General features: G+C 34.1%; 19 protein-coding genes and 1 other RNA gene. 6 read left to right on the top strand and 14 right to left on the bottom strand.

Annotated elements, in window-relative coordinates:
- The first annotated feature begins 23 nt into the window (after positions 1-23).
- Together CCY98_RS02135 and CCY98_RS02140 are read left to right on the top strand one after the other, a co-directional pair.
- Positions 24-692 (top strand): response regulator transcription factor, encoded by a 669-nt coding sequence (locus tag CCY98_RS02135; protein ID WP_112056946.1) that lies wholly within the window; start codon positions 24-26, stop codon positions 690-692.
- A complete protein-coding gene (locus CCY98_RS02140; RefSeq protein ID WP_258437899.1) occupies positions 632-2,395 on the top strand; it encodes an ATP-binding protein in 1,764 nt (587 codons plus the stop codon). Before CCY98_RS02135 ends, CCY98_RS02140 begins: the two co-directional genes overlap by 61 nt.
- A gap of 121 nt (positions 2,396-2,516) precedes the next feature.
- On the opposite strand, the gene guaB is transcribed toward CCY98_RS02140, so the two are convergent.
- The 4 genes from guaB to CCY98_RS02160 form a co-directional block, all read right to left on the bottom strand.
- Positions 2,517-3,968, bottom strand: a complete 1,452-nt coding sequence (guaB, locus tag CCY98_RS02145) for an IMP dehydrogenase (RefSeq protein ID WP_112056947.1) — start codon at positions 3,966-3,968, stop codon at positions 2,517-2,519.
- A complete protein-coding gene (gene gatA, locus CCY98_RS02150; RefSeq protein WP_112056948.1) occupies positions 3,965-5,320 on the bottom strand; it encodes an Asp-tRNA(Asn)/Glu-tRNA(Gln) amidotransferase subunit GatA in 1,356 nt (451 codons plus the stop codon). The genes guaB and gatA overlap by 4 nt, the downstream gene beginning before the upstream one ends.
- 94 nt (positions 5,321-5,414) lie before the next feature.
- An RNA gene (gene ffs, locus CCY98_RS02155) (signal recognition particle sRNA small type) lies at positions 5,415-5,512 on the bottom strand.
- 90 nt (positions 5,513-5,602) lie between these two features.
- Complete coding sequence (locus CCY98_RS02160; RefSeq protein WP_258437903.1) at positions 5,603-7,366, bottom strand: TonB-dependent receptor; 1,764 nt, start codon at positions 7,364-7,366, stop codon at positions 5,603-5,605.
- A gap of 507 nt (positions 7,367-7,873) precedes the next feature.
- On the opposite strand from CCY98_RS02160, the gene zupT reads away from it, so the two are divergent.
- Positions 7,874-8,743 (top strand): zinc transporter ZupT, encoded by an 870-nt coding sequence (zupT, locus tag CCY98_RS02165; RefSeq protein ID WP_005020897.1) that lies wholly within the window; start codon positions 7,874-7,876, stop codon positions 8,741-8,743.
- Between the two features lie 6 nt (positions 8,744-8,749).
- Here zupT and CCY98_RS02170 read toward each other — a convergent pair whose 3' ends face one another.
- From CCY98_RS02170 to CCY98_RS02195, 6 genes are all read right to left on the bottom strand, one after another.
- A complete protein-coding gene (locus CCY98_RS02170) occupies positions 8,750-9,343 on the bottom strand; it encodes a pyridoxamine 5'-phosphate oxidase family protein (protein ID WP_112057084.1) in 594 nt (197 codons plus the stop codon).
- Between the two features lie 13 nt (positions 9,344-9,356).
- Positions 9,357-10,337, bottom strand: a complete 981-nt coding sequence (locus tag CCY98_RS02175) for an iron-sulfur cluster assembly scaffold protein (RefSeq protein WP_112056949.1) — start codon at positions 10,335-10,337, stop codon at positions 9,357-9,359.
- Positions 10,338-10,349: 12 nt separating this feature from the next.
- Positions 10,350-11,522, bottom strand: a complete 1,173-nt coding sequence (locus CCY98_RS02180) for a NifS family cysteine desulfurase (protein ID WP_112056950.1) — start codon at positions 11,520-11,522, stop codon at positions 10,350-10,352.
- Between the two features lie 254 nt (positions 11,523-11,776).
- Positions 11,777-12,517, bottom strand: coding sequence for a 3-deoxy-manno-octulosonate cytidylyltransferase (gene kdsB / locus CCY98_RS02185; protein WP_112056951.1), 741 nt, complete (start codon positions 12,515-12,517; stop codon positions 11,777-11,779).
- 3 nt (positions 12,518-12,520) lie between these two features.
- A complete protein-coding gene (locus CCY98_RS02190; RefSeq protein ID WP_112056952.1) occupies positions 12,521-12,772 on the bottom strand; it encodes a zf-TFIIB domain-containing protein in 252 nt (83 codons plus the stop codon).
- Between the two features lie 73 nt (positions 12,773-12,845).
- Positions 12,846-13,238 carry a hypothetical protein gene (locus tag CCY98_RS02195; protein ID WP_112057085.1) on the bottom strand — a complete coding sequence of 131 codons (393 nt, stop codon included), beginning with the start codon at positions 13,236-13,238 and terminating at the stop codon, positions 12,846-12,848.
- Positions 13,239-13,355: 117 nt separating this feature from the next.
- Here CCY98_RS02195 and CCY98_RS02200 point away from each other — a divergent pair, with 117 nt between their 5' ends.
- Positions 13,356-14,561, top strand: coding sequence for a 2,3,4,5-tetrahydropyridine-2,6-carboxylate N-succinyltransferase (locus CCY98_RS02200; protein ID WP_112056953.1), 1,206 nt, complete (start codon positions 13,356-13,358; stop codon positions 14,559-14,561).
- 31 nt (positions 14,562-14,592) lie between these two features.
- On the opposite strand, the gene CCY98_RS02205 is transcribed toward CCY98_RS02200, so the two are convergent.
- Positions 14,593-15,270 carry a polyphenol oxidase family protein gene (locus CCY98_RS02205; RefSeq protein WP_112056954.1) on the bottom strand — a complete coding sequence of 226 codons (678 nt, stop codon included), beginning with the start codon at positions 15,268-15,270 and terminating at the stop codon, positions 14,593-14,595.
- Positions 15,257-16,282, bottom strand: coding sequence for a rod shape-determining protein (locus CCY98_RS02210; RefSeq protein WP_112056955.1), 1,026 nt, complete (start codon positions 16,280-16,282; stop codon positions 15,257-15,259). Before CCY98_RS02210 ends, CCY98_RS02205 begins: the two co-directional genes overlap by 14 nt.
- Before the next feature lie 122 nt (positions 16,283-16,404).
- Here CCY98_RS02210 and CCY98_RS02215 point away from each other — a divergent pair, with 122 nt between their 5' ends.
- Both CCY98_RS02215 and prmC read left to right on the top strand, forming a co-directional pair.
- Positions 16,405-17,619, top strand: a complete 1,215-nt coding sequence (locus tag CCY98_RS02215; RefSeq protein WP_112056956.1) for a M48 family metallopeptidase — start codon at positions 16,405-16,407, stop codon at positions 17,617-17,619.
- The gene (prmC, locus tag CCY98_RS02220; protein ID WP_112056957.1) at positions 17,616-18,452 is read left to right on the top strand and encodes a peptide chain release factor N(5)-glutamine methyltransferase; all 837 of its coding nucleotides are present in this window, start codon (positions 17,616-17,618) and stop codon (positions 18,450-18,452) included. Before CCY98_RS02215 ends, prmC begins: the two co-directional genes overlap by 4 nt.
- A 17-nt stretch (positions 18,453-18,469) precedes the next feature.
- Here the strand turns inward: prmC and CCY98_RS02225 are convergent, their stop codons facing one another.
- The gene (locus CCY98_RS02225) at positions 18,470-19,216 is read right to left on the bottom strand and encodes an SPOR domain-containing protein (RefSeq protein WP_112056958.1); all 747 of its coding nucleotides are present in this window, start codon (positions 19,214-19,216) and stop codon (positions 18,470-18,472) included.
- A 10-nt stretch (positions 19,217-19,226) separates the two neighbouring features.
- On the bottom strand, positions 19,227-19,772 hold the full coding sequence (locus CCY98_RS02230; RefSeq protein ID WP_112056959.1) for a DUF1882 domain-containing protein: 546 nt from the start codon (positions 19,770-19,772) through the stop codon (positions 19,227-19,229).
- Positions 19,773-19,776: the final 4 nt, after the last annotated feature.

Raw genomic sequence — 19,776 nt, forward strand, 5'->3', positions numbered from 1 at the left:
TAAAAACAAGGTAAATAAAAGAGATGATTTATGTGCTAGAAGATGATAATTCTATTTTGGAATTAGTTTTGTATGCGTTAAAATCCCAAAATTTGAAAGCTAAAGGATTTAGTGAGCCATTAGCATTACAAGAGGCTCTAAAACAAGAAATACCACAAATCCTGATTTTAGATGTAATGTTGCCTTGTATGAGTGGATTTGAAATCTTAAAAGAAATCAAAAAAAATAAAAATACAAAAGAGATTGCAGTTTTAATGCTTAGTGCTTTAAATGGTGAATTAGATAAAGTAAAAGGCTTGGATTTTGGTGCAGATGATTATATTACCAAGCCTTTTGGCATAATGGAGCTTCTAGCGAGAATTCGAGCTTTATTGCGCAGAAAAGAAAATGGCAAGGATGAAATTATTTTGGGGGATTTAGAATATTCTTATTCTAAACACAGCGTAAAACTAAAAGGTAAAAAAATTGTTTTAACCCTAAAGGAATTTGAGATTTTAGGATTATTACTTAAGAATATAGAACGCGCTTTTAGTCGAGATGAGATTCTAGAGATTTTGTGGGGGGATAGTTTTAGCTCGGAAAGTCGCAGAGTGGATATTCACATCAAAACTTTGAGGCAAAAATTAGGGGATTGGGGGGATCATATCAAGACGATTCGTGGCTTGGGTTATCAATTCGTGCGGGAAGTTTAGATTCTATGCAAAAAAAGATTTTTTACTCTATTTTTAGCACTTGTTTTTGTTTGCTTATTTTGGTGAATATCTTTTTTGTAATAGCTTTAGAACAATTTTTACAAAAAGAAATGTTTGTAGAGCTAGAAAGGCAAGCAAAAAAATTAGAGCCCTATTTACAAAAAGGATTACAAAAAGATTCGCGAATTTTCTTAGATTTTCTTGGAAAAAATCCTTATCGTTTAAGTTTAATTGATATAAAAGGAAAAGTTTTATACGACAATCAAACTGATATTTTAAAAATGGATAACCACGCTAAGAGAGAAGAAATAAAACAAGCAATTCAAAATGGCATATCTAAGGAAATTCGCCATTCAAATACTTTAGGAGAAAAGACACTATATTTTGCACTTTTTTTAAAAGAACAGAATCTTGTTTTGCGTCTATCAAGCACACAAAGTTACATTATGGGATTATTAATAGAATTCGTGCCCTATTTTGTATTAGAAATTCTTATTTTACTTGTAGTTTTATATTTTTTAGCACATATTCTTACGAAAACAATTTTAAAACCAATTTTAGAGATTGATTTGGAACATTTGAATGAAGATTCTTTATATAGCGAATTACATAGCTTTGTTAAAAAAATTAAAACACAAAATAAAACTATCAAGAATCAATTCAAGCATCTACGCCAAAAGCAACAAGAAATGCTTTTATTAACAGAAAATATGAGTGATGGCTTGATTTTACTCAATCGTTATGGAAACATTTTAAATACTAATAAAAGCGCACAAACTTATTTTACAAACCTTGAAAATATTAGTAGTATTTATCAACTAGAAGATTCAAGATTTTTAAAAATGATTTTAGAATCTTTGAAAGAGTTTAAAAAAAGCAAAAACTTGGATAATCAAATTTTACAAATACAACTTGCAAAATACGAATGTGAAGTGGTAATTTCACCTGTTTTTTCAAAAAATAAAAAGCTTAAGGGTATGGTGATTGTTTTGCGAAATATCACAGAAAAAAAGCTTGCACAAAATTTGCGTAAAGAATTCAGTGCGAATGTAACCCACGAACTTAAAACCCCACTTACTTCTATTTTAGCGAGTAGCGAGATGATTAAAAATCATTTGGTAGCTAAAGAAGATTTGATGGATTTTATTAATAGGATTGCTCTTGAATCCAAAAGACTCTTAGAGATGATTGATGAAATTCTAATGATTTCTTTTTTAGATGAATGTAAAGAAGAATATTTTAAAAAAACCAAAATTAATCTAAAAAATATTGTGCTAAGCACAATCAAAAGATTACAATTTATCGCAAATAAAAATGAAATAAAGATACTCAGCAATCTTGAAGATTGTTATATTTTTGGAGTAAATGAGCTTTTAGAAAATTGTATTTTTAATCTCTGTGATAATGCTATTAAATATAATAAAAGGGGAGGATTTGTAGAAATTATCTTACAAAATGAAGAAGATAAGATTTTGCTAAGCATCAAAGATAGTGGCATAGGAATCCCTGAGGAATATTTATCAAGAATTTTTGAGAGATTTTTTTGTGTAGATAAAAGTAGAAGCAAAAAAATTGGTGGGAGTGGGCTTGGGCTATCTATTGTCAAATCAGCCTTAAAATACAATAATGCACAAATATCAGTCAAAAGTCAGATAGGTGTTGGAAGTGAGTTTATTGTATATTTCAAAAGAGAAGAAAATTGAATGATAAAAGCAAGAATCTTAACTTTACCTCTTATTGCACAAGTAATCCATTCTGAAATAAAGATAAGTTTTGGAAAATAAAAGATTCTAGTCTATTAAAATAAACTAGAATCACACTAAATTAATTGCTAATATGGTAATTTGGAGCTTCTTTGGTAATCATTACATCATGCACATGCGATTCACGCAATCCACTTTGTGTGATTTCCACAAATTCTGCTTTCTCCCACAAAGTGGTAATGTCCTTAGCTCCCAAATATCCCATTGAAGATCGCAATCCACCAAGCATTTGATGAATCACATCAGAAATCCTTCCACGATAAGGCACTCTACCCTCAATGCCCTCTGGGACAAGTTTTTCTTGTGCGGTGCCTTCTTGAAAATATCTATCTGCACTCCCCTTATTCATCGCTCCTAAGCTACCCATTCCGCGATAACTTTTATACTGTCTGCCTTGATAAATAATTGTCTCACCTGGAGATTCTTCAGTCCCTGCCAACATACTGCCTATCATTACGCTACTAGCCCCTGCTGCAAGTGCTTTTGCAATATCACCTGAATATTTAATCCCACCATCGGCAATCAACGGAACTCCCATTTTATGACAAACTTCAGACACATCAGCAATGGCTGTAATCTGTGGCACACCTACACCTGCTACAATACGAGTAGTGCAAATACTTCCGGGTCCAATACCCACTTTTACACCATCAGCTCCCGCATCAATTAGCGCTTGAGCACCTTCTCTTGTCGCCACATTTCCTGCGACAATATCCACAACTAAATGCTTTTTAATCTCTTTGATTGTTTCTAAAATCCCACGACTATGCCCGTGTGCTGAATCAAGTACCAAAACATCAACTCCTGCTTCTACTAATGCTTTTGCTCTATCATATTGAAAAACACCAATAGCTGCTCCCACGCGCAATCTGCCAAAATCATCTTTATTGGAATTTGGATATTCAATTCTTTTTTGAATATCTTTAATAGTAATCAATCCTTTTAAAATTCCTTTTTCATTGACAATTGGCAATTTTTCAATTTTATGCTTATTCATAATATTACGCGCTTCTTCTAAGCTTGTGCCAACTTTTGCAGTAACCAAAGGCGCTTTTGTCATAATTTCTTTAACAGGGCGACTTAAATCTGCCTCAAAACGCATATCGCGATTAGTCAAGATTCCAATCAAACTACCATTATCATCAACTACAGGGACTCCTGAAATCTTATAATTATCTGTGATGGCTTTGGCTTGCATTAAAGTTGCATCTGGACTAATGAAAATTGGATCGATGATTACTCCACTTTCACTCTTTTTTACCTTTTTAATCTGTGTTACTTGAGAGTTAATATCCATATTTTTATGAATGATACCAATTCCACCAACCCTTGCCATAGCAATGGCTGTGCTGTATTCTGTAACCGTATCCATCGCTGCAGAAACAAGCGGTGAGTTTAAAGTGATATTTTTACTAAACTTTGTTCCCAAAGAAACTTCTTTAGGTAAAATTTCTGAATAAGCTGGAACCAACAACACATCTTCAAAAGTCAATGCACGCGCTCTAATTTTCATAAGCTCTCCTTAATAAGATTTTCCAAATTTAAGCCCAAATCGAGCAACTTTTGCTCTTCAAAAGCCGCACCAATTAATTGCATTCCAATAGGCATTCCCTCACTCTCTCCAACTGGTAAAGAAAGCGCTGGAAGTCCTGCAAGATTTACCCCAATTGTATAAATATCTTCTAAATACATTTGCAAAGGTGTTTTACATTCATCAAATCCAAAAGCAGTGCTTGGTGCTACTGGAGAGAGAATCGCATCACAATCTTTTAAGATTTCATTGTATTGTCTTGCAATAAGAGTGCGCACCTTTTGAGCCTTGATATAATAAGCATCATAATATCCGCTACTTAATACAAAAGAACCAAGCAAGATTCTACGCTTCACCTCATCACCAAAGCCTTGTGATCGGGTTTTTAAATACAATTCTTTAAGATTATTAACATTTTCTGCCCTATTCCCATAGCGCACTCCATCAAAGCGTGCTAAATTTGAGCTTGCTTCTGCTGTGCAAATCACATAATATGCCGCGATAATATAGCTAGTATCAAGCATTTCTTTTTCAACAATAGTGTGTCCATTAGCACTTAAGAGATCAATACTTTTTTGGTATGCATCTTGAATATTTTTATCAGCATCTTTTAATAGACTAGGCAATATTGCAATTCTCATCTTACGATTTCCATTAAGATTATCATAAGTGTTTGTAGATGAAAAATTTGCAGAAGTAGAATCCATTTTATCATATCCGCTAATAGCATCAAATAATATCGCACAATCTGTGATATTTTGTGTAATAGGTCCGATTTGATCAAGGCTAGAACTATAAGCCACCAACCCATAACGACTAACCCTACCATAAGTGGGCTTTAATCCCACACAGCCACAAAAACTAGCAGGTTGGCGGATACTGCCTCCTGTATCACTGCCTAATGCAGCAATTGCAATTCCACCAGCGACTGCTGCAGCACTCCCCCCACTACTTCCACCTGGGACTTTGCTTGGATTTTTTGGGTTAAGCGTTTTGCCATAGCAACTACTTGCAGTTGTGCTTCCCATAGCAAATTCATCCATATTAGTGCGCCCAAAAGGTGCCATTTTATGTTTTGCTAGATTCTCTACTGCAGTAGCATTATAAGGTGCGATATAGCCTTGTAGAATCTTACTTGCACAAGTAATCTCCCAACCTTTAACATTAATATTATCTTTAATAGCTATAGGGAGACATTCTTTATTATAATCTTGCAAATCTCCCACATAAGCATTAAGATTGCTTTGCTTAATTGCTTGTGTTAAATTTGCTTTTAACTCTCTAATTCCATCTTTATCGAGTTTCAATGCTTCTTGTAAAGTAGGGATATACATTTAATACTCCATGAATTTTAAAAAATTTTAGAATTATAAAAAAATATTTTTGATAAAAGGGTTAAAGTAGTAAAAAAATGAAGTTTTTTAAAACCCTTCTTAAGATACTTGCGGCACATAAGTATTTTGAAGGCTCTGCTGTGTTCCCACCCTGAAGCATTATTCAAAAAACCCATTGCACAAGTCTCAAAAAGGGCGACTGAAATTATATTTATTTTTTTTAAAAAAAGCAAATTAATTTTCTCTAGGTGAAAGTTTTTTACTTTTTATTTTTTTTAATCCTTAAAAATCTATTTTAGCTCTTATCCAAAAATTTCTTCCCATTTCGTAAATTCTAGAATTAACAGGATTGTCTGCTACACTCAAATCAATGCTATTTTTAGAGAGGTGGTAGCTATAGAGTTTATCTGTGAGGTTTTCAACCCCTGCAAAAAGTTTGATATTATCATAAGTGTAACCCACATAAAAGTTTATAATACCAAATCCACTTGAATCGCCAAAATCTTGACCCACCACATTGCCATAGCCTTCTAAACTTCTAGTTTGTTTTGCATGCGCGATGATTTCACCTTTAATAAAATATTTATTGTCATCATATTTTAGCGCAAAGAGTGTTTGCAAAGGCGCAATTTGCGCTAGTGGTCTATTTTCTTTTGTGTCTTGTCCATAGGTATAGCTCATTTGAGCTAATGCAAATGTATTAGGCAAAAATTCATAAGAAATCTCTGCTTCTCCACCCAATAATAACGCATCAGTGTTAAAGCCTGTAGTGGTAGCTGTATTGTAATTTAACATAATATAATCTTGAATATAAGAAACATAGCTAGACACACTAAAGTTAAGCTGCTCTTTGTGATAAGTTGCCCCCAAATCTAATTGCGTGTTTTTTTCTTTTTTTAGATTCAAGCCATTTCCCTTAGAAACTTCCCAGAAATCAGGAATCCTTTGTGCATAGCCCAAACCTGCATAAAGCGTGTAATCACCCAAATATTTTTCAGCTCTTCCAAAACCACTTAGGGCATATTTTGTATTAGAAGTATCTAGCTTGTGGGCTGTCATATCCACCCTATCGCCCCTTATACCTGCAAAATATCCCATATTAGATGAAGTAAAGGTTTCTATTTGCGAAAAAACCCCATAACTTTTAAAAGTATAATTAGGCGCATAAGGGCTATTTAGAATCATTTCTGCTTCTTGTGCGCTATTTTGATTTGCAATAGCCCTAGATTTGTGCTTATCTAAATTATAATTTCCACCAAAGTAAATCTTAGAGAGATCAAACTTTTTTTGATATTCTAATCTTCCGCCCGTATTTGTCCTATTGGGATTGCTAATTTGATATTTATTTCCTATTTTTGGCATACCATTAGTTAGGCTAAAATTATCCATAATATGATCAATCTCGTGATGATAAATATGAAAATCCAGCTTATCATCATTGAAAAATTTAACAAGATGTGCTTGATAAGATTCTCTATCAAAAGTTCTCGCATCCATTGTCCTATCTGCATAAGCAGCTTCTCCCCTGCCAATATCAAAACTAAGTTCTAGCTTTAAATCAGGACTAGGAGTTAAAGCGCCAACAAAAGTCCCAGATTGTCTTTTGTATGCAGAATGCACCCTATCTCCCCTGCCACTTTCATAATCATCACTTCTATAGTTTGAATAAATAGCCTGTAAGCTACCTAGTTCATTTCCGCCTATTAAATGCGCATTAGCATCAACCCTTCCAAAACTTCCATAAAGTGCATCCACACCACCATTAAAGCTTGGTTTTTGAAGTGTTAGAATCTCTCTATCAAAAAGCATTCCCCCAGTAATCAAAGATCCATATCTTACATCTTGAGGACCTTTTATAATGGTAATAGAATTATAATTTTGCGGGAACACATAGGTTAAAGTCGTATCCATTCTACCACCACAACCTCCTAATAAAGTCCCTCCATTTACGACAATTGGCAATCTACCTCCACCAAGCGATCGAAAAAACGCTTCTGTTCCACCTCCGCCTTTTTTAGCGACTGAAAACCCAGGAATCTGCTGCAAACTCTTTGCAATATCGCTACTATTTAAAAGCGAATCTTTACCTAAAATATCAGTGTAATCAATTTGCGTAGGATTTGCTAGGGGAGAATTAGCATATTGTATCGTAACTTGATTGCCTTGAGAATAAAGCAGAGTTGAGAGAGAGATAAGAATGCAAAAGCTTTGTGTTTCATGAAATATCTCCTTAAAAATTATTATCTTATTTTAAAAAGAATCTAATGGCTTACTTGTATCAATATCTCACTCACAGCCTCAATTAAAATAAGCTAACTAACAGGATTATAACACGATGCTTTAAATAAAACTTGCACTTAAACTAGATTCTTATAATTTGGTTTGCTTTATTGATTTTATAATTACATATTGTAACATTTTATATATCACAAAGAAAAATAAACTATTTACTTTTAAATCATTAAAAAAATACAATTATATTGTTAATATTATTCTCTTTATCTTATTAATACAAAAAGTGCTACAATTTGGTTTTTATTAAAGGAATTAATTATGGAAATTTTATCTTGGCAGGTTTTTTATGCCATCATGCTAACATTTTTTGCAGGTGCCTCAAGTGCAATTGGAGCTTTAATTGCTTTCTTTTCATATGCAAATAATACTCGATTTTTATCTTTTGGGCTGGGTTTTTCTGCGGGAGTTATGATTTATATTGCTTTTGTAGAGATTCTACCCTCTTCATTGCTAGATTTCAAAACCTATTCTAAAGATTTTGGCGAAATAATAGGTTTATTATGTTTTTTTGGAGGCTTATTAATCAGCCTACTTATCGATAAACTAATCCCAAAAGAACTTAATCCACACAATCCTAAAGATAATGATGAGTTATTAGAGTTAAAAATTTGCCCCATTCCTAGTGGCAAACAAAAACCAAGCTATCATCCTGGAATCTCACAAAGAGAAACTTTAAAACTTAAACACATGGGGATTTTAACAGCCATTGCCATTGGAATACATAATTTTCCAGAAGGCTTTGCAGTCTTTGCTTCAAGCTTAGATAATCTTTCATTTGGTATTATCATCGCACTTGCCATTGCCATTCACAACATTCCTGAAGGTATGGCGGTTTCCCTACCTATTTATCACGCCACAGGCAACAAAAAGAAAGCTTTCTATTACTCTGCTATTTCTGGACTTGCAGAACCCTTAGGAGCAATCATTGGTGCATTATTTCTATTACCTTTTATGGGAGATTTAACTTTAGCAATTACTTTTGCCTTTGTAGCTGGAATTATGGTATTTATCTCACTAGATGAATTACTTCCCGCTTCAAAAAACTATGGAGAAGCACACGATAGCTTATATGGATTAATTCTAGGAATGGTAGTCATAGCCTTTAGCCTATTAATTTTAAATCACTAACAAACCTCAAGGTTGGGGGCTAAAATAGCGCATCATTTCAATAGTTTCTTGATCTAATAAAGTGCCTCTATTAGTCAAATCTCTGATTATTTGTTCTCTAACTTCCTGTTTTAAGTTTTGCCCAAATTTTGCTTTTATGCTTTGATTTTCTACCTTTATTACTCCAACAAATACACCCCTTTCTTGTCCTTTAAATTGACCCAAATCCATATCCAATGAATCATTATGAGATTCATACTTTTGCACTAACGACTTTAAAATGCACTTTTTTCTTTGATAATCTGTAATTGTCTCAAAAGTGCCACTTAGATAAACAGAAAAGAAAAATTGCGTAGGAATCATTGTGTTATTTAAAAAATAAGAAGGAATATAAGAATAAATTTTTGTAGCACTAAAGGAGACTTTTGGATTCTCCTTTAACAAATGATATTTTCTGCCACTTTTTGCTCCATGAAAATAGATCTCACCTTCTTCATAGCAAAAACTAATAGGCACTCCATAAGGCTCACCATCAGGGATGACCATCACTCCAAACTCAATTTTTGCTAACATTGTCTGTAGCATTTGAGAATCAAAACACTCAAATTCACTGCGACGCATTAGCATTTACTTCTCACACAGGGAAAACGCGAATACTAGAATCAAGCCCTTCTTGCAAAACTGATTCAATGGCAAAAAGCGTTCCTGTCGCACCGCTAGCACAGCCACTGCACGCACCAAGATAGCGAATATAAACATCAGTATGTCCATCGCTAGAATTTTTAAGCTCGATGATCTCCATATTTCCGCCATCCATCATTAGCATTGGGCGAATTTTTTCATCAATTAAACTCTCAATGGCTTTAATTTTTTGAACCAAAGTCATATCAGCAAACTTCAAATCTCCCTTTGATTCTAAATCTGCTTTGTTTTTTAGCGCTTCTTCTTCCATTTCAGCGCGCACATCACGCAAAATATCTACAAGATAATATTCTCTCTCTTCGTGTCCTCCAGGTTTAATACAGCTTTTACAGAAAGCCCCTGCTTTAGTGTATTCTGTGATCTCTTCCACACTTTTTAAATCATTGAGTTTAATCACTTCTTTAATTGTTCCAAGGCTTACTCTAGCGCACTCACACACGATAATTTCATCTTCAAAATCTTCTGGATTCTTACCCAAATATAAAGCTGCTGCCTTTTTAATAACATCATAAGCCATAACAGAACAATGCATTTTTTGTCCTGGAACTGCTGGAGTATCAGGATCATCGCGCAAAGCCTTTTCAACATCAATGTTTGTAATCTTAACTGCCTCTTGCACTTTTTTACCCAAGCAAAGCTCAACCATCATATCACTACTTGCAATAGCAGTCCCACAGCCAAAGCTTTTAAACTTAGCATCCACAATCACATCATTAGAATCCACAAGCCAATATAGCCTTACTGCATCACCACAAGCCTCTGCGCCATAATCTGCCACAATCAGCTTTAAGCCACGCTCATCAGCTTCTTTTTGCGTGATAACTCCCAAATGAGTTGGATTATCCATTCTCTCGCTAACTTTTTTACTATAAGCATCCCACAATGCTCCACCAAGTAATTCATTTTTTGCCATATTTAATCCTTTTTAATAGCTACTTGAAATCGCTCTTAGGCGTTCAATTGATTTTTTAAAAATAGTGATTGCATAGTCAATTTCTTCTTGCGTTGTAAAACGACTTAAAGAGATTCTTACTGCAGTATGCGCTAATTCCTTATCTGCACCAATGGCACTCATAACTGGATTTGCCTCCAAATCTTCACTCGCACAAGCACTTCCTGTTGAACAAGCAATACCATTTTTATTCAAATCCCAAAGCATTGCTTCCCCTTCAACTCCACGAATACTCACCAAAATCGTATTAGGCACACGCAACGCTCTATCTCCCACAACAAATACATCAGGAATTTCTAGTAGTGCATCTTCTAGTTTATCACGCAATCGTCTTACATTATTGCGTTCAAAATCCAAATACAAACAAGCTTGTCGCATTGCCTCTCCCATTGCAACAATATAAGGCACATTAAGCGTTCCACTGCGTCTTCCACCCATATGCTCACCACCATGGAAAAGTGGAGTTAATTTCACACCTTTTTTAATATAAAGCCCACCAATTCCTTTAGGTCCGTGGAATTTATGCGCACTAAAGCTTAGAAAATCCACATTAGCCTTTTGCACATCAACAGGAATTTTGCCGATAGCCTGCACCGCATCAGTATGAAATAAAACACCCCTTTTTTTACAAATTGCACCAATTTCTTCAATAGGAAAAATGATTCCTGTTTCATTATTTGCCCACATAATGCTAACTAACGCTGTTTTATCTGTAATGGCTTCTTCTACTTGCTTAGCATCTAATGTCCCATTTTCGCCAATGGAGAGGTAAGTTACTTCCACTCCAAGACTTTCTAAAAATCTACAGGTTGCCAAAACCGCTGGATGCTCTACATCTGTAGTAATAATATGATTCTTTTCACCAAAGCGTAAAACATCAAAATACACACCTTTTAACACCCAGTTATTTGATTCTGTAGCACAAGAAGTGATGATAATATCATCTTCATCTCTTGCATTAATACCCTCATAGAGATGATTAAAGGCTTCCCTAATGACTTTGTGCGTTTCTGTTCCAAAAATGTGCAAGGAATTAGGATTACCATATTTTTCACAAAAATAAGAATCCATTAATTCCTTAGCTTTAGGGTCTAACATTGTTGTTGCATTATTATCCAAATAAACCCTTTTGTTAGCCTCACTCATTTTATTATCCTTTCAAATTATTCAAATAAATTTATAAAATCTTTCATTTTCTAAAAAATCAAAATGAATTTAGCTTTTACTCTAAAAAACCTTAAAGATAATTAAAATCTATAGCTTTATTTTCTTTAGAATCAATTACTTTCACAAAAGGTAAATTTTATCATTTGGTTAAAAATAAATTATTCACAAATACCACTTAAGCTTTGCAGATTCTAAGCCTTTAGTCAGACAAACTAGAATCTACAAATTTTATTCTAAAGAGAAAAAATTTCTAAAGCCCTTTTTAAATCTTCTTTAGTATCAATCCCAAAAGATTGACTACACACTTCCACCATTACAATTGTTTTTTTATTTTCTATGGCTCTTAACTGCTCTAATTTTTCAATTTCTTCTAGCGCCAACTTAGGTAGATTACAAAATTCTTGCAAACTCTTTCCACTAAAAGCATAGATTCCTAAATGCCCAAAATACTGCCACTTATCATGCGAATCAAGAATATTTTCTCTATCATAAGGAATCCTAGCGCGCGAAAAATAAATCGCTTCTTTTTCTTGATTTATCACAACTTTAACTAAATTAGGATCTTCTGCCTCCTTTTTTGAAACCACTCGCATACAACTCCCCATAAAAGGGATTTCCCCTTTTTCTTTTAGCTTAGATTCCATAAGACTTTTTAATTTTTGTATCACTTCTTTTTCAATAAAGGGCTCATCTCCTTGCAAATTAATGATAATTTCATCTTGTCCTAAGCCCAAAATTCTTGCACATTCTGCGATTCTATCTGTGCCACTCTCATGCTCTTTGCTTGTTAGAATAGACTTGAAGCCATATTGCTCACACACTTCTTTTACGCTAGCATCATCACAAGCAATCACAACCTCATCCACTTCTTTTGCTATTTTTGCAACTCGAATCACCATAGGAATCCCGCCAATGGGAGCAAGAATCTTATTAGGGAAGCGTGTAGATTTTAATCTAGCAGGAATAATAATCATAGTCTAAAAATCAAATAATTCACCCAAAAAACTTTCTCGTTTTTTAGGCTTATAGTTTTCTTTGTATCTTGTATCCCCATATTGCCTTCTTTCCTCATACCTTGGAGTTTGCATATTTTGAGTAGAACGCTCAATAATTTTATCTAATTCACCCCTATCAAGCCAAACTCCACGACATTTAGGGCAATAATCAATCTCAACACCACTTCTCTCACTCATCACTAAATCTACGCCACTACAAACTGGACACTGCATTTTTTACCTTTTTTTTGAAGAAATTATATAGAAATTAACTTAAATTTCTACAGATTAAATTAAAAAACTGCTCTCATTTTCGGTTTGTTACTCCAACTTCTAAAGCTTTATCTACAATCTCTTTGCGACTAGGATTAGCACTTTTAAAATACGATTCAATCTCTAAAAGCAATTTTGCATTGACTGCTCTATGCGTTGCAAGCAATAATACAAATTGCACATCAAAATCTAAAATTTCTTCCATATAAGCATTATAGTAAATCTTAGCCAAATTTACACACTTTTTTAAATCCTCCAAACTTTTATCTTTTTGCTTTAAAGCTTCTAAAATCTCTTGGGCTCTAGGAAAGTTTTTTGCCTCCTTAGCCACCTTAGGTTTTTTTAGCAAAAAGGCAGCCAACAAACCCAAAAATAAAATCCCTATCACCGCACCCATTAATACTAAAAACAAAAAATCTTGTTGCATTTTCAAATCTACTCCCTCTAATCTCTAGACTTCAATTATATTCTAACTTCACTTTAATTTTTGTAGAATTGTTAAACTTTGGTTATAATAGCAAAATAAAAAATGGAAGGAATTTATATGAATACAAACGATTTTAAACAAAAAGTAAGTGAGATTCAAGCAAAAAGTAATTATAAAACGCCTCTTGGCTTTGGAATCTGCTATGCTGATGTCGGAGTAATGAGCAACAAAGTTTTACAAGCCACTTACCCTGTTTTAAACTGGCAAGAAAATTTTGGTAGTTATGCTATTTTTTGGGATTTGCGCGAAGAGTGTGAAATCTTAGAGGATTGTGAAAGCGAATTGGTTTTTGGTATCACAGAAGAGTTTGTTATCAAAGCCTTAGAAGCTTTCTCTCCTTATTTAGCAGAAACTCAAAGCAATCCTAACGCACATAAAAATGTAGCAGTAGTCTTAGAATTACAACGCGCTTTACAAGAGGATAGAATCTATACTGAAAATGGCGATTTTAGATACCGATTCTGCGCCATCTATGAAGATAAGCAATGTAAAAGTGTTGAATCTGCTTATATGAAACTCCTTGCACTCTCTTTGGGCAAAGCACCTCTTAGAAGTTTATATCTAGATGGAATCTTTGGGCTTTTAAGCAATGTAGCGTGGAGTGGAAATGTGCCTTTTGAGCTAGATTGGCTAAGAGAAAATGAAATTGCTCTTAAAATGCGTGGAGAATTCCCTGCAATTGATTTTGTCGATAAATTCCCACGCTACTTAATGCAAGTTATTCCACAATATGACAATATCCGCCTTCTTGACACTGCAAAAACTCGATTTGGTGCGTATTTAGGAACCGGTGGTTATACACAAATGCCTGGAGCAAGCTATGTGAATTTCAATGCCGGTGCAATGGGCACGTGCATGAATGAGGGCAGAATCTCATCTAGCGTAATTGTTGGGGAAGGTAGTGATGTTGGCGGTGGTGCAAGTATTTTAGGTGTGCTAAGTGGTGGTAACTCTGATCCTATTAGCATTGGTAAAAACTGCCTACTTGGCGTAAATAGCTCTACAGGTATTAGTTTGGGCGATGGGTGTATTGTAGATGGTGGAATTGCGATTTTAGCAGGAACAATTTTCCAAATTGCTCCGCAAGAAGCTCAAAAAATTAAAGAAATTAATCCAGACTTTGAAATCAAAGACAATGGGCTTTACAAAGGCAGGGAACTTTCAGGCAAAAATGGAATCCACTTCCGATGCGATTCTAAGAGTGGTGTTATGATTGCTTTTCGCTCTAACCGAAAAATAGAACTCAATTCAGCTCTACACTAAAGACTAGATTCTGCTTTATAGCAGAATCGCCTTACTTTTCAGTCAAACTTGCGAATATTCCAAATCTCCCACAATTTCTATCCCTACGATAAGAAAAATATCGCCCACTGCAACAAGTACAAAGCGGATCAATCTCATAATCACAAATACCAATTTCCTTAAATTGTTCTTTTAAAACTTCTATTAAATCTAAATATATTTTTCTTTCTTTAGCAATCTTGCCCCTCTCTAGCGCTTGGCTTAAGACTTCTATGCCCACTTCATAGCAACATCCTCTAATTGATGGACCAATATAAACAAAAAGATCGCTCAAACAACTTTGATATTCTCTCTGCAAAAGAGAAAATGCCTTAAAAACAATTCCTTTTTCTACACCAAGCCTACCTGCATGAAGCAATACTAAAACTCGCTTAGCCTTATCAAACACAACAATAGGATTACAATCTGCCACCATAATTAAGCCAACTAAGCCGATTTTATCCAAAACAATTCCATCTCCATCGCCAAGCAATCCACCACTAGAAGCCTTTAAAATATTATCCCCATGCACTTGATTTAAAAAGCACAATTGCTCTATAGAATAACCACGACTTTGTAGCTCTATACTTTGATTTTGCTTAACTGCTTCTTTGGTTAAATTTCCAGCATGAAAAGCTATATTTCTCCCCTCTTTGCTTAACCAAAGCTCTAAACCCTTAGGAATTATCAACGATACTCCCTCCGCTCCATTCCACTCTATCATAAGCATCATAATTTTGCATAATTATACAAGCCCCCTTAGAAATATCCAACAAAGGATTAGGAGAAAGGTTGATTTGCATTTTAAGTTCTTCTTCTAAAAATTCTTTCATTCCCTCTATCAATGCCATACCCCCAGTAAGAATTGCTCCATCTTCTATCAAATCAGGTGCAATTTGAGGTGGAGACTTCTGAATTGTTTCTAAAATAGTATTTTTGATTTTAAACATTCCTGTCAAAAGCACATGCTTTAACTCATCTAAATTCAATTCATAGGAAATAGGCATTCCATTAGATAAAGACTTAGCGCCAATATTAATAATAGGATTTTCACCAAAAACTCTGATTTGTCGCTTAATTTTTTCTGCCAATTCTTTACTAATGCCGATATTTTTGTTATACCTGCAATACTCTATTAAGGCGTAATCCACAAAATCTCCCGCTTCTTTTGTAAAAGCACTTGCTATCAAACCTCCAAGAGAAATAACACTTGCTTCAATCAAGCCCCCACCCGCATCAATCACCATTTTTGCTCTTGCTGTGCTAATATCTAATCCTGCCCCCACACTAGCACTAAAGGGATCTTCTATCAAAAAGGCTTCTTTGGCTCCTGCAAGTATTGTAGCTTCATACAAAGAATGGCGCTCTACTTGCGTGAGATTCCTTGGAATACTAATCCCAACGCGCGGTGCAAGTTTCGAAGTTTGACCAAGAGAAATCAAAGCACTAATAAAAGTTTTTGTTGTTTCAAAATCACTGATGGCTCCATTTAAAAGCGGATTAATCACTTCAAAATTACTTGGTGCGCGCCCCATCATCTTCTTTGCCTGATCACCAATACACACCACTCTCTTAGAATCGCCCATATCCTCTAAAGTAATACAAGTCGCTTCGCAAAATATAATATCTTCTGCATTATTTCTCACAATGGTATTTACTGTGCCCAAATCAATTGCAATATCATTTCTTTCTAATAAAGCCATAATTCTCCAACCCATAATATTTTACAAAATTATAACAAAACTACTTGCAAACTGCTATTTAAAACTCTATTTTCATCAACTTTTGCTATAATTTGCAAAATTCACCTATTGCAAGGAAATTAATGTCTTTTATTTTATTTTATGGTCTATTTTTAACACTCCCCAAAATGTTTCTAAGTATTATTGAACTTAGATTTCTCAAAACCCAATATAACAAAAAACCTTATATTTTAGATTCGACTTCATTTAAAAAAGCCGCTAATTACTCTATTATCAAGGAAAAAATCTCCTTTTTAAATACCCTTGTAGATTTTTGTTTGCTATGGGTTTGGATTCTTTTTGGGTTACAAATACTAGAATCTCTCTTACCCACAAACTCACTCCTAGGTAGCACACTCTTTGTTTTGTTATTTTTATTCATCCAAAGCCTTTTTTCTTTGCCATTTGATGCTTATAAGACTCTAGTAATTGATAAAAAGTTTGGCTTTGCCAAAGGCGGAATCAAACTTTTTCTTGCTGATACCATAAAATCTTTTTTGCTTTTATTGATATTAGGCGGTATTTTGATTTTTATTTTTACTTGGATTATTGCCAATATCCCTTCATGGGAGTTTTATGCTTTTATTATAGGCGCTCTTTTTATTATTGGAACTAACCTTTTATATCCCACTTTAATTGCGCCCTTATTTAACAAATTCACCCCCCTAGAAGATAAAGATTTAAGCAATGCCATTCAAAATCTTTTAACTAAAGTTGGCTTCCATTCTAACGGAGTTTTTGTTATGGATGCCTCACGCCGAGATGGTAGATTAAATGCTTATTTTGGTGGTATTGGCAAAACAAAGCGTGTGATTTTGTTTGACACACTCTTAGAAAAAATCCCAAAAGATTCTATTTTGGCAGTTTTAGGGCATGAATTAGGACATTTTAAACGCAATGATATTTATAAAATGATGGTGCTCGTTTTGTCTTTCTTTTTTGTTTTATTGCTTTTAATTGCCAATTTGCCACAATCCCTATTTGCAGAAGCCAATATTGTGCAATCTCCACACAGCATTATTGTTTTTTTATTGCTTTTAAGTGCGCCAATTGGCTTTTATTTTACCCCCATTCTTGGTTATTTTAGCCGCAAAAATGAATACAATGCCGATCAATTTGGTGCCAAACTCACTAGTAATGAAGCCTTAGCCAAAGCCCTTTTGCTACTTGTAAAAGAAAACAATTCATTCCCCCTTTCACACAAACTTTATATGCGCTTTTATTACACTCATCCACCCCTTATGGCGCGATTAATCGCTCTAAATTGCGAACATTTGGCATTTGAGAATCAAAAATGACACTCAAAGAAGCTATAGACTTTGGCGCTCATGCTTTAAAAAACAATCAAATCCAACGCCCTTATTTAGAATCTGAAATCCTACTCTCTCACATTCTAAACCAATCTAGAATCTATCTCCACAGCCATAGCACACAAAATCTCTCATCCTTTCACGAAATGCTTTTTATAGATCTTATCCAAAGGCGAAAAAATCTTGAACCCATTGAATATATTACTAATAAAGTTGGTTTTTATGGAGAAGAATTTTACATTGATAGAGGAGTTTTAATTCCCCGCCCTGAAACAGAAATTTTGGTAGATAAAGCAAAAGATATTATTGCGCAAAATAATTACAAAAATATCGCTGAAATTGGCATTGGAAGTGGAATTATAAGCATTATGTTAGCTCTTTTATTACCCGATTCAAACTTAAACTTTTATGCAAGTGATATTGCCCCAGAGGCGCTTTTTAACACTCATGTTAATCTTAAAAAATTCAAAGTTTCAAACATCAAACTCTATAAAAGTTCCTTTTTAGATTTTAACAAAGAAGAAAATATCTGTTTTGATTTATTAGTTTCTAACCCCCCTTATATCAAAAAAGGGGAGATTCTGCCAACTTCTCTTAGCTTTGAGCCGCAAAAGGCTCTATTTGGCGGAGAGAAGGGAGATGAAATACTTCATCAAATCATTAGATTGGCTTATGAAAATGAGATTCCACACTTAATTTGTGAAATGGGCTATAATCAAAGAGAAAGTATAGAAAGTCTTATGCAAAATATTCCGCATCAGAAGCTAGAATTTTACCAAGATCTTGCTAATTTAGAAAGAGGTTTTATTATTAAATTTTAACCAAACAAGCATGAAGCTTATTTGATTTCTTTAATAAAGGCATCTTTATTAAGTCTTTCTTTGACCAAGCCAAGTTGATTTTGCGCATCTAACTTTGTTTTAAAAGGACCAATTAATAAGCGATTAACCTCACCTGCCTTTTGCATATTATATTTAAAATTCAAATCTTTAATAGTCCCTAGCAACTCTTTATTAGGAGAAAACTTACTAAAAGATCCCACTTGAATATAAAATCCTTTTGTAATTTCATTACTACTTTGATTTGATTGTGTTGCTACATTAGGAGCACTTGGAGTTGCCACATTATTATCCACCTTTTTCGCCTCAGGTTCAGATTTGCTTGGCGCAACCACTTCTTTTATAGGAGCAACTTCCTCTTTAGGCGGATTAGGTAAGCTTTGTTCTTTTTGCTGGGCTTTGATTTGATCAATGATTCTCTGGAATTGTTCATCAGAATTGCTTGAATTTTGAGATTGAATTGGAACTTGCCCAAAATCTGTATTAGTTTCTTTTTGTTCAACCTCTGGTAACTTTGCCTCTTCTAATGGCTTGTTAATTGCAGTATTTGTTGAAGTTGCCTGTTTGGTATCACCCTGTAATAAATACACTACCAAAATAATAATAGCAAATAAAACCACTCCAATTGCTACTAATAAAATTGTTTTTTTACTCTTAGATTCTCTTACTTCTTCATCTTCGTTACCACTAATTAGCAAATCATCAAGCTCTAATTCCTCTTTTTTGTTCTCATCAATATTTTTCATTTTCTCTCCTTTACATATGTTTCGACCAAGATGCCCCACGCTCCTTATTATAAACCCGATAAGGAACTGCAAGGACATTGAAACTTCTAGGAATATCAAGCGAAGGAAACATTTTCCACTCTGTTGGCATTTTTTGCGCCAACTTCGCACTTAACATTTTTCCTAATTGACAAGCTTCTTGAAAAGTCGTATGTCCTTTATGAATATAGAGATGTAAATGCCCTGGTGTCTTTGTTTCATAAGCAGTGAAGTTAATAAACCCCTCTTCTCTTAAAAGCAATTGCGCTCTATGCCAAAATCTCTCCGCATTAAAACCATTATAATCAAATACAATATTTTCCACTTTTTCTTGAGCATTAATAAGAGAATGCGCCACCGTAATTTCTTTTTTAAAATGACTTTGTAGAATAGTTCTAGTAAGCGGCTCATCAACTCTTTTAAATTTATCATAAAAGATCCGACCATTATGGTGGATTTTTTGTCCAATTCCTGGCTCTTTAATCCAATAATGGGTGGTAATCATTTTGATAAGTTTCAAATCCATATCTGTTAGCATTTCC

Source organism: Helicobacter sp. 11-8110, assembly GCF_003288905.1.
GTDB lineage: Bacteria > Campylobacterota > Campylobacteria > Campylobacterales > Helicobacteraceae > Helicobacter_D > Helicobacter_D colisuis.

Excerpts from the sequence above, each read along its gene's own strand:
- CCY98_RS02135 (WP_112056946.1), top strand. The coding sequence starts at position 24 with ATGATTTATGTGCTAGAAGATGATAATTCTATTTTGGAATTAGTTTTG.
- guaB (WP_112056947.1), bottom strand. The coding sequence starts at position 3,968 with ATGAAAATTAGAGCGCGTGCATTGACTTTTGAAGATGTGTTGTTGGTT.
- gatA (WP_112056948.1), bottom strand. The coding sequence starts at position 5,320 with ATGTATATCCCTACTTTACAAGAAGCATTGAAACTCGATAAAGATGGA.
- zupT (WP_005020897.1), top strand. The coding sequence starts at position 7,874 with ATGGAAATTTTATCTTGGCAGGTTTTTTATGCCATCATGCTAACATTT.
- CCY98_RS02170 (WP_112057084.1), bottom strand. The coding sequence starts at position 9,343 with ATGCGTCGCAGTGAATTTGAGTGTTTTGATTCTCAAATGCTACAGACA.
- CCY98_RS02175 (WP_112056949.1), bottom strand. The coding sequence starts at position 10,337 with ATGGCAAAAAATGAATTACTTGGTGGAGCATTGTGGGATGCTTATAGT.
- CCY98_RS02180 (WP_112056950.1), bottom strand. The coding sequence starts at position 11,522 with ATGAGTGAGGCTAACAAAAGGGTTTATTTGGATAATAATGCAACAACA.
- kdsB (WP_112056951.1), bottom strand. The coding sequence starts at position 12,517 with ATGATTATTATTCCTGCTAGATTAAAATCTACACGCTTCCCTAATAAG.
- CCY98_RS02190 (WP_112056952.1), bottom strand. The coding sequence starts at position 12,772 with ATGCAGTGTCCAGTTTGTAGTGGCGTAGATTTAGTGATGAGTGAGAGA.
- CCY98_RS02195 (WP_112057085.1), bottom strand. The coding sequence starts at position 13,238 with ATGCAACAAGATTTTTTGTTTTTAGTATTAATGGGTGCGGTGATAGGG.
- CCY98_RS02200 (WP_112056953.1), top strand. The coding sequence starts at position 13,356 with ATGAATACAAACGATTTTAAACAAAAAGTAAGTGAGATTCAAGCAAAA.
- CCY98_RS02210 (WP_112056955.1), bottom strand. The coding sequence starts at position 16,282 with ATGGCTTTATTAGAAAGAAATGATATTGCAATTGATTTGGGCACAGTA.
- CCY98_RS02215 (WP_112056956.1), top strand. The coding sequence starts at position 16,405 with ATGTCTTTTATTTTATTTTATGGTCTATTTTTAACACTCCCCAAAATG.
- prmC (WP_112056957.1), top strand. The coding sequence starts at position 17,616 with ATGACACTCAAAGAAGCTATAGACTTTGGCGCTCATGCTTTAAAAAAC.
- CCY98_RS02225 (WP_112056958.1), bottom strand. The coding sequence starts at position 19,216 with ATGAAAAATATTGATGAGAACAAAAAAGAGGAATTAGAGCTTGATGAT.
- CCY98_RS02230 (WP_112056959.1), bottom strand. The coding sequence starts at position 19,772 with ATGCTAACAGATATGGATTTGAAACTTATCAAAATGATTACCACCCAT.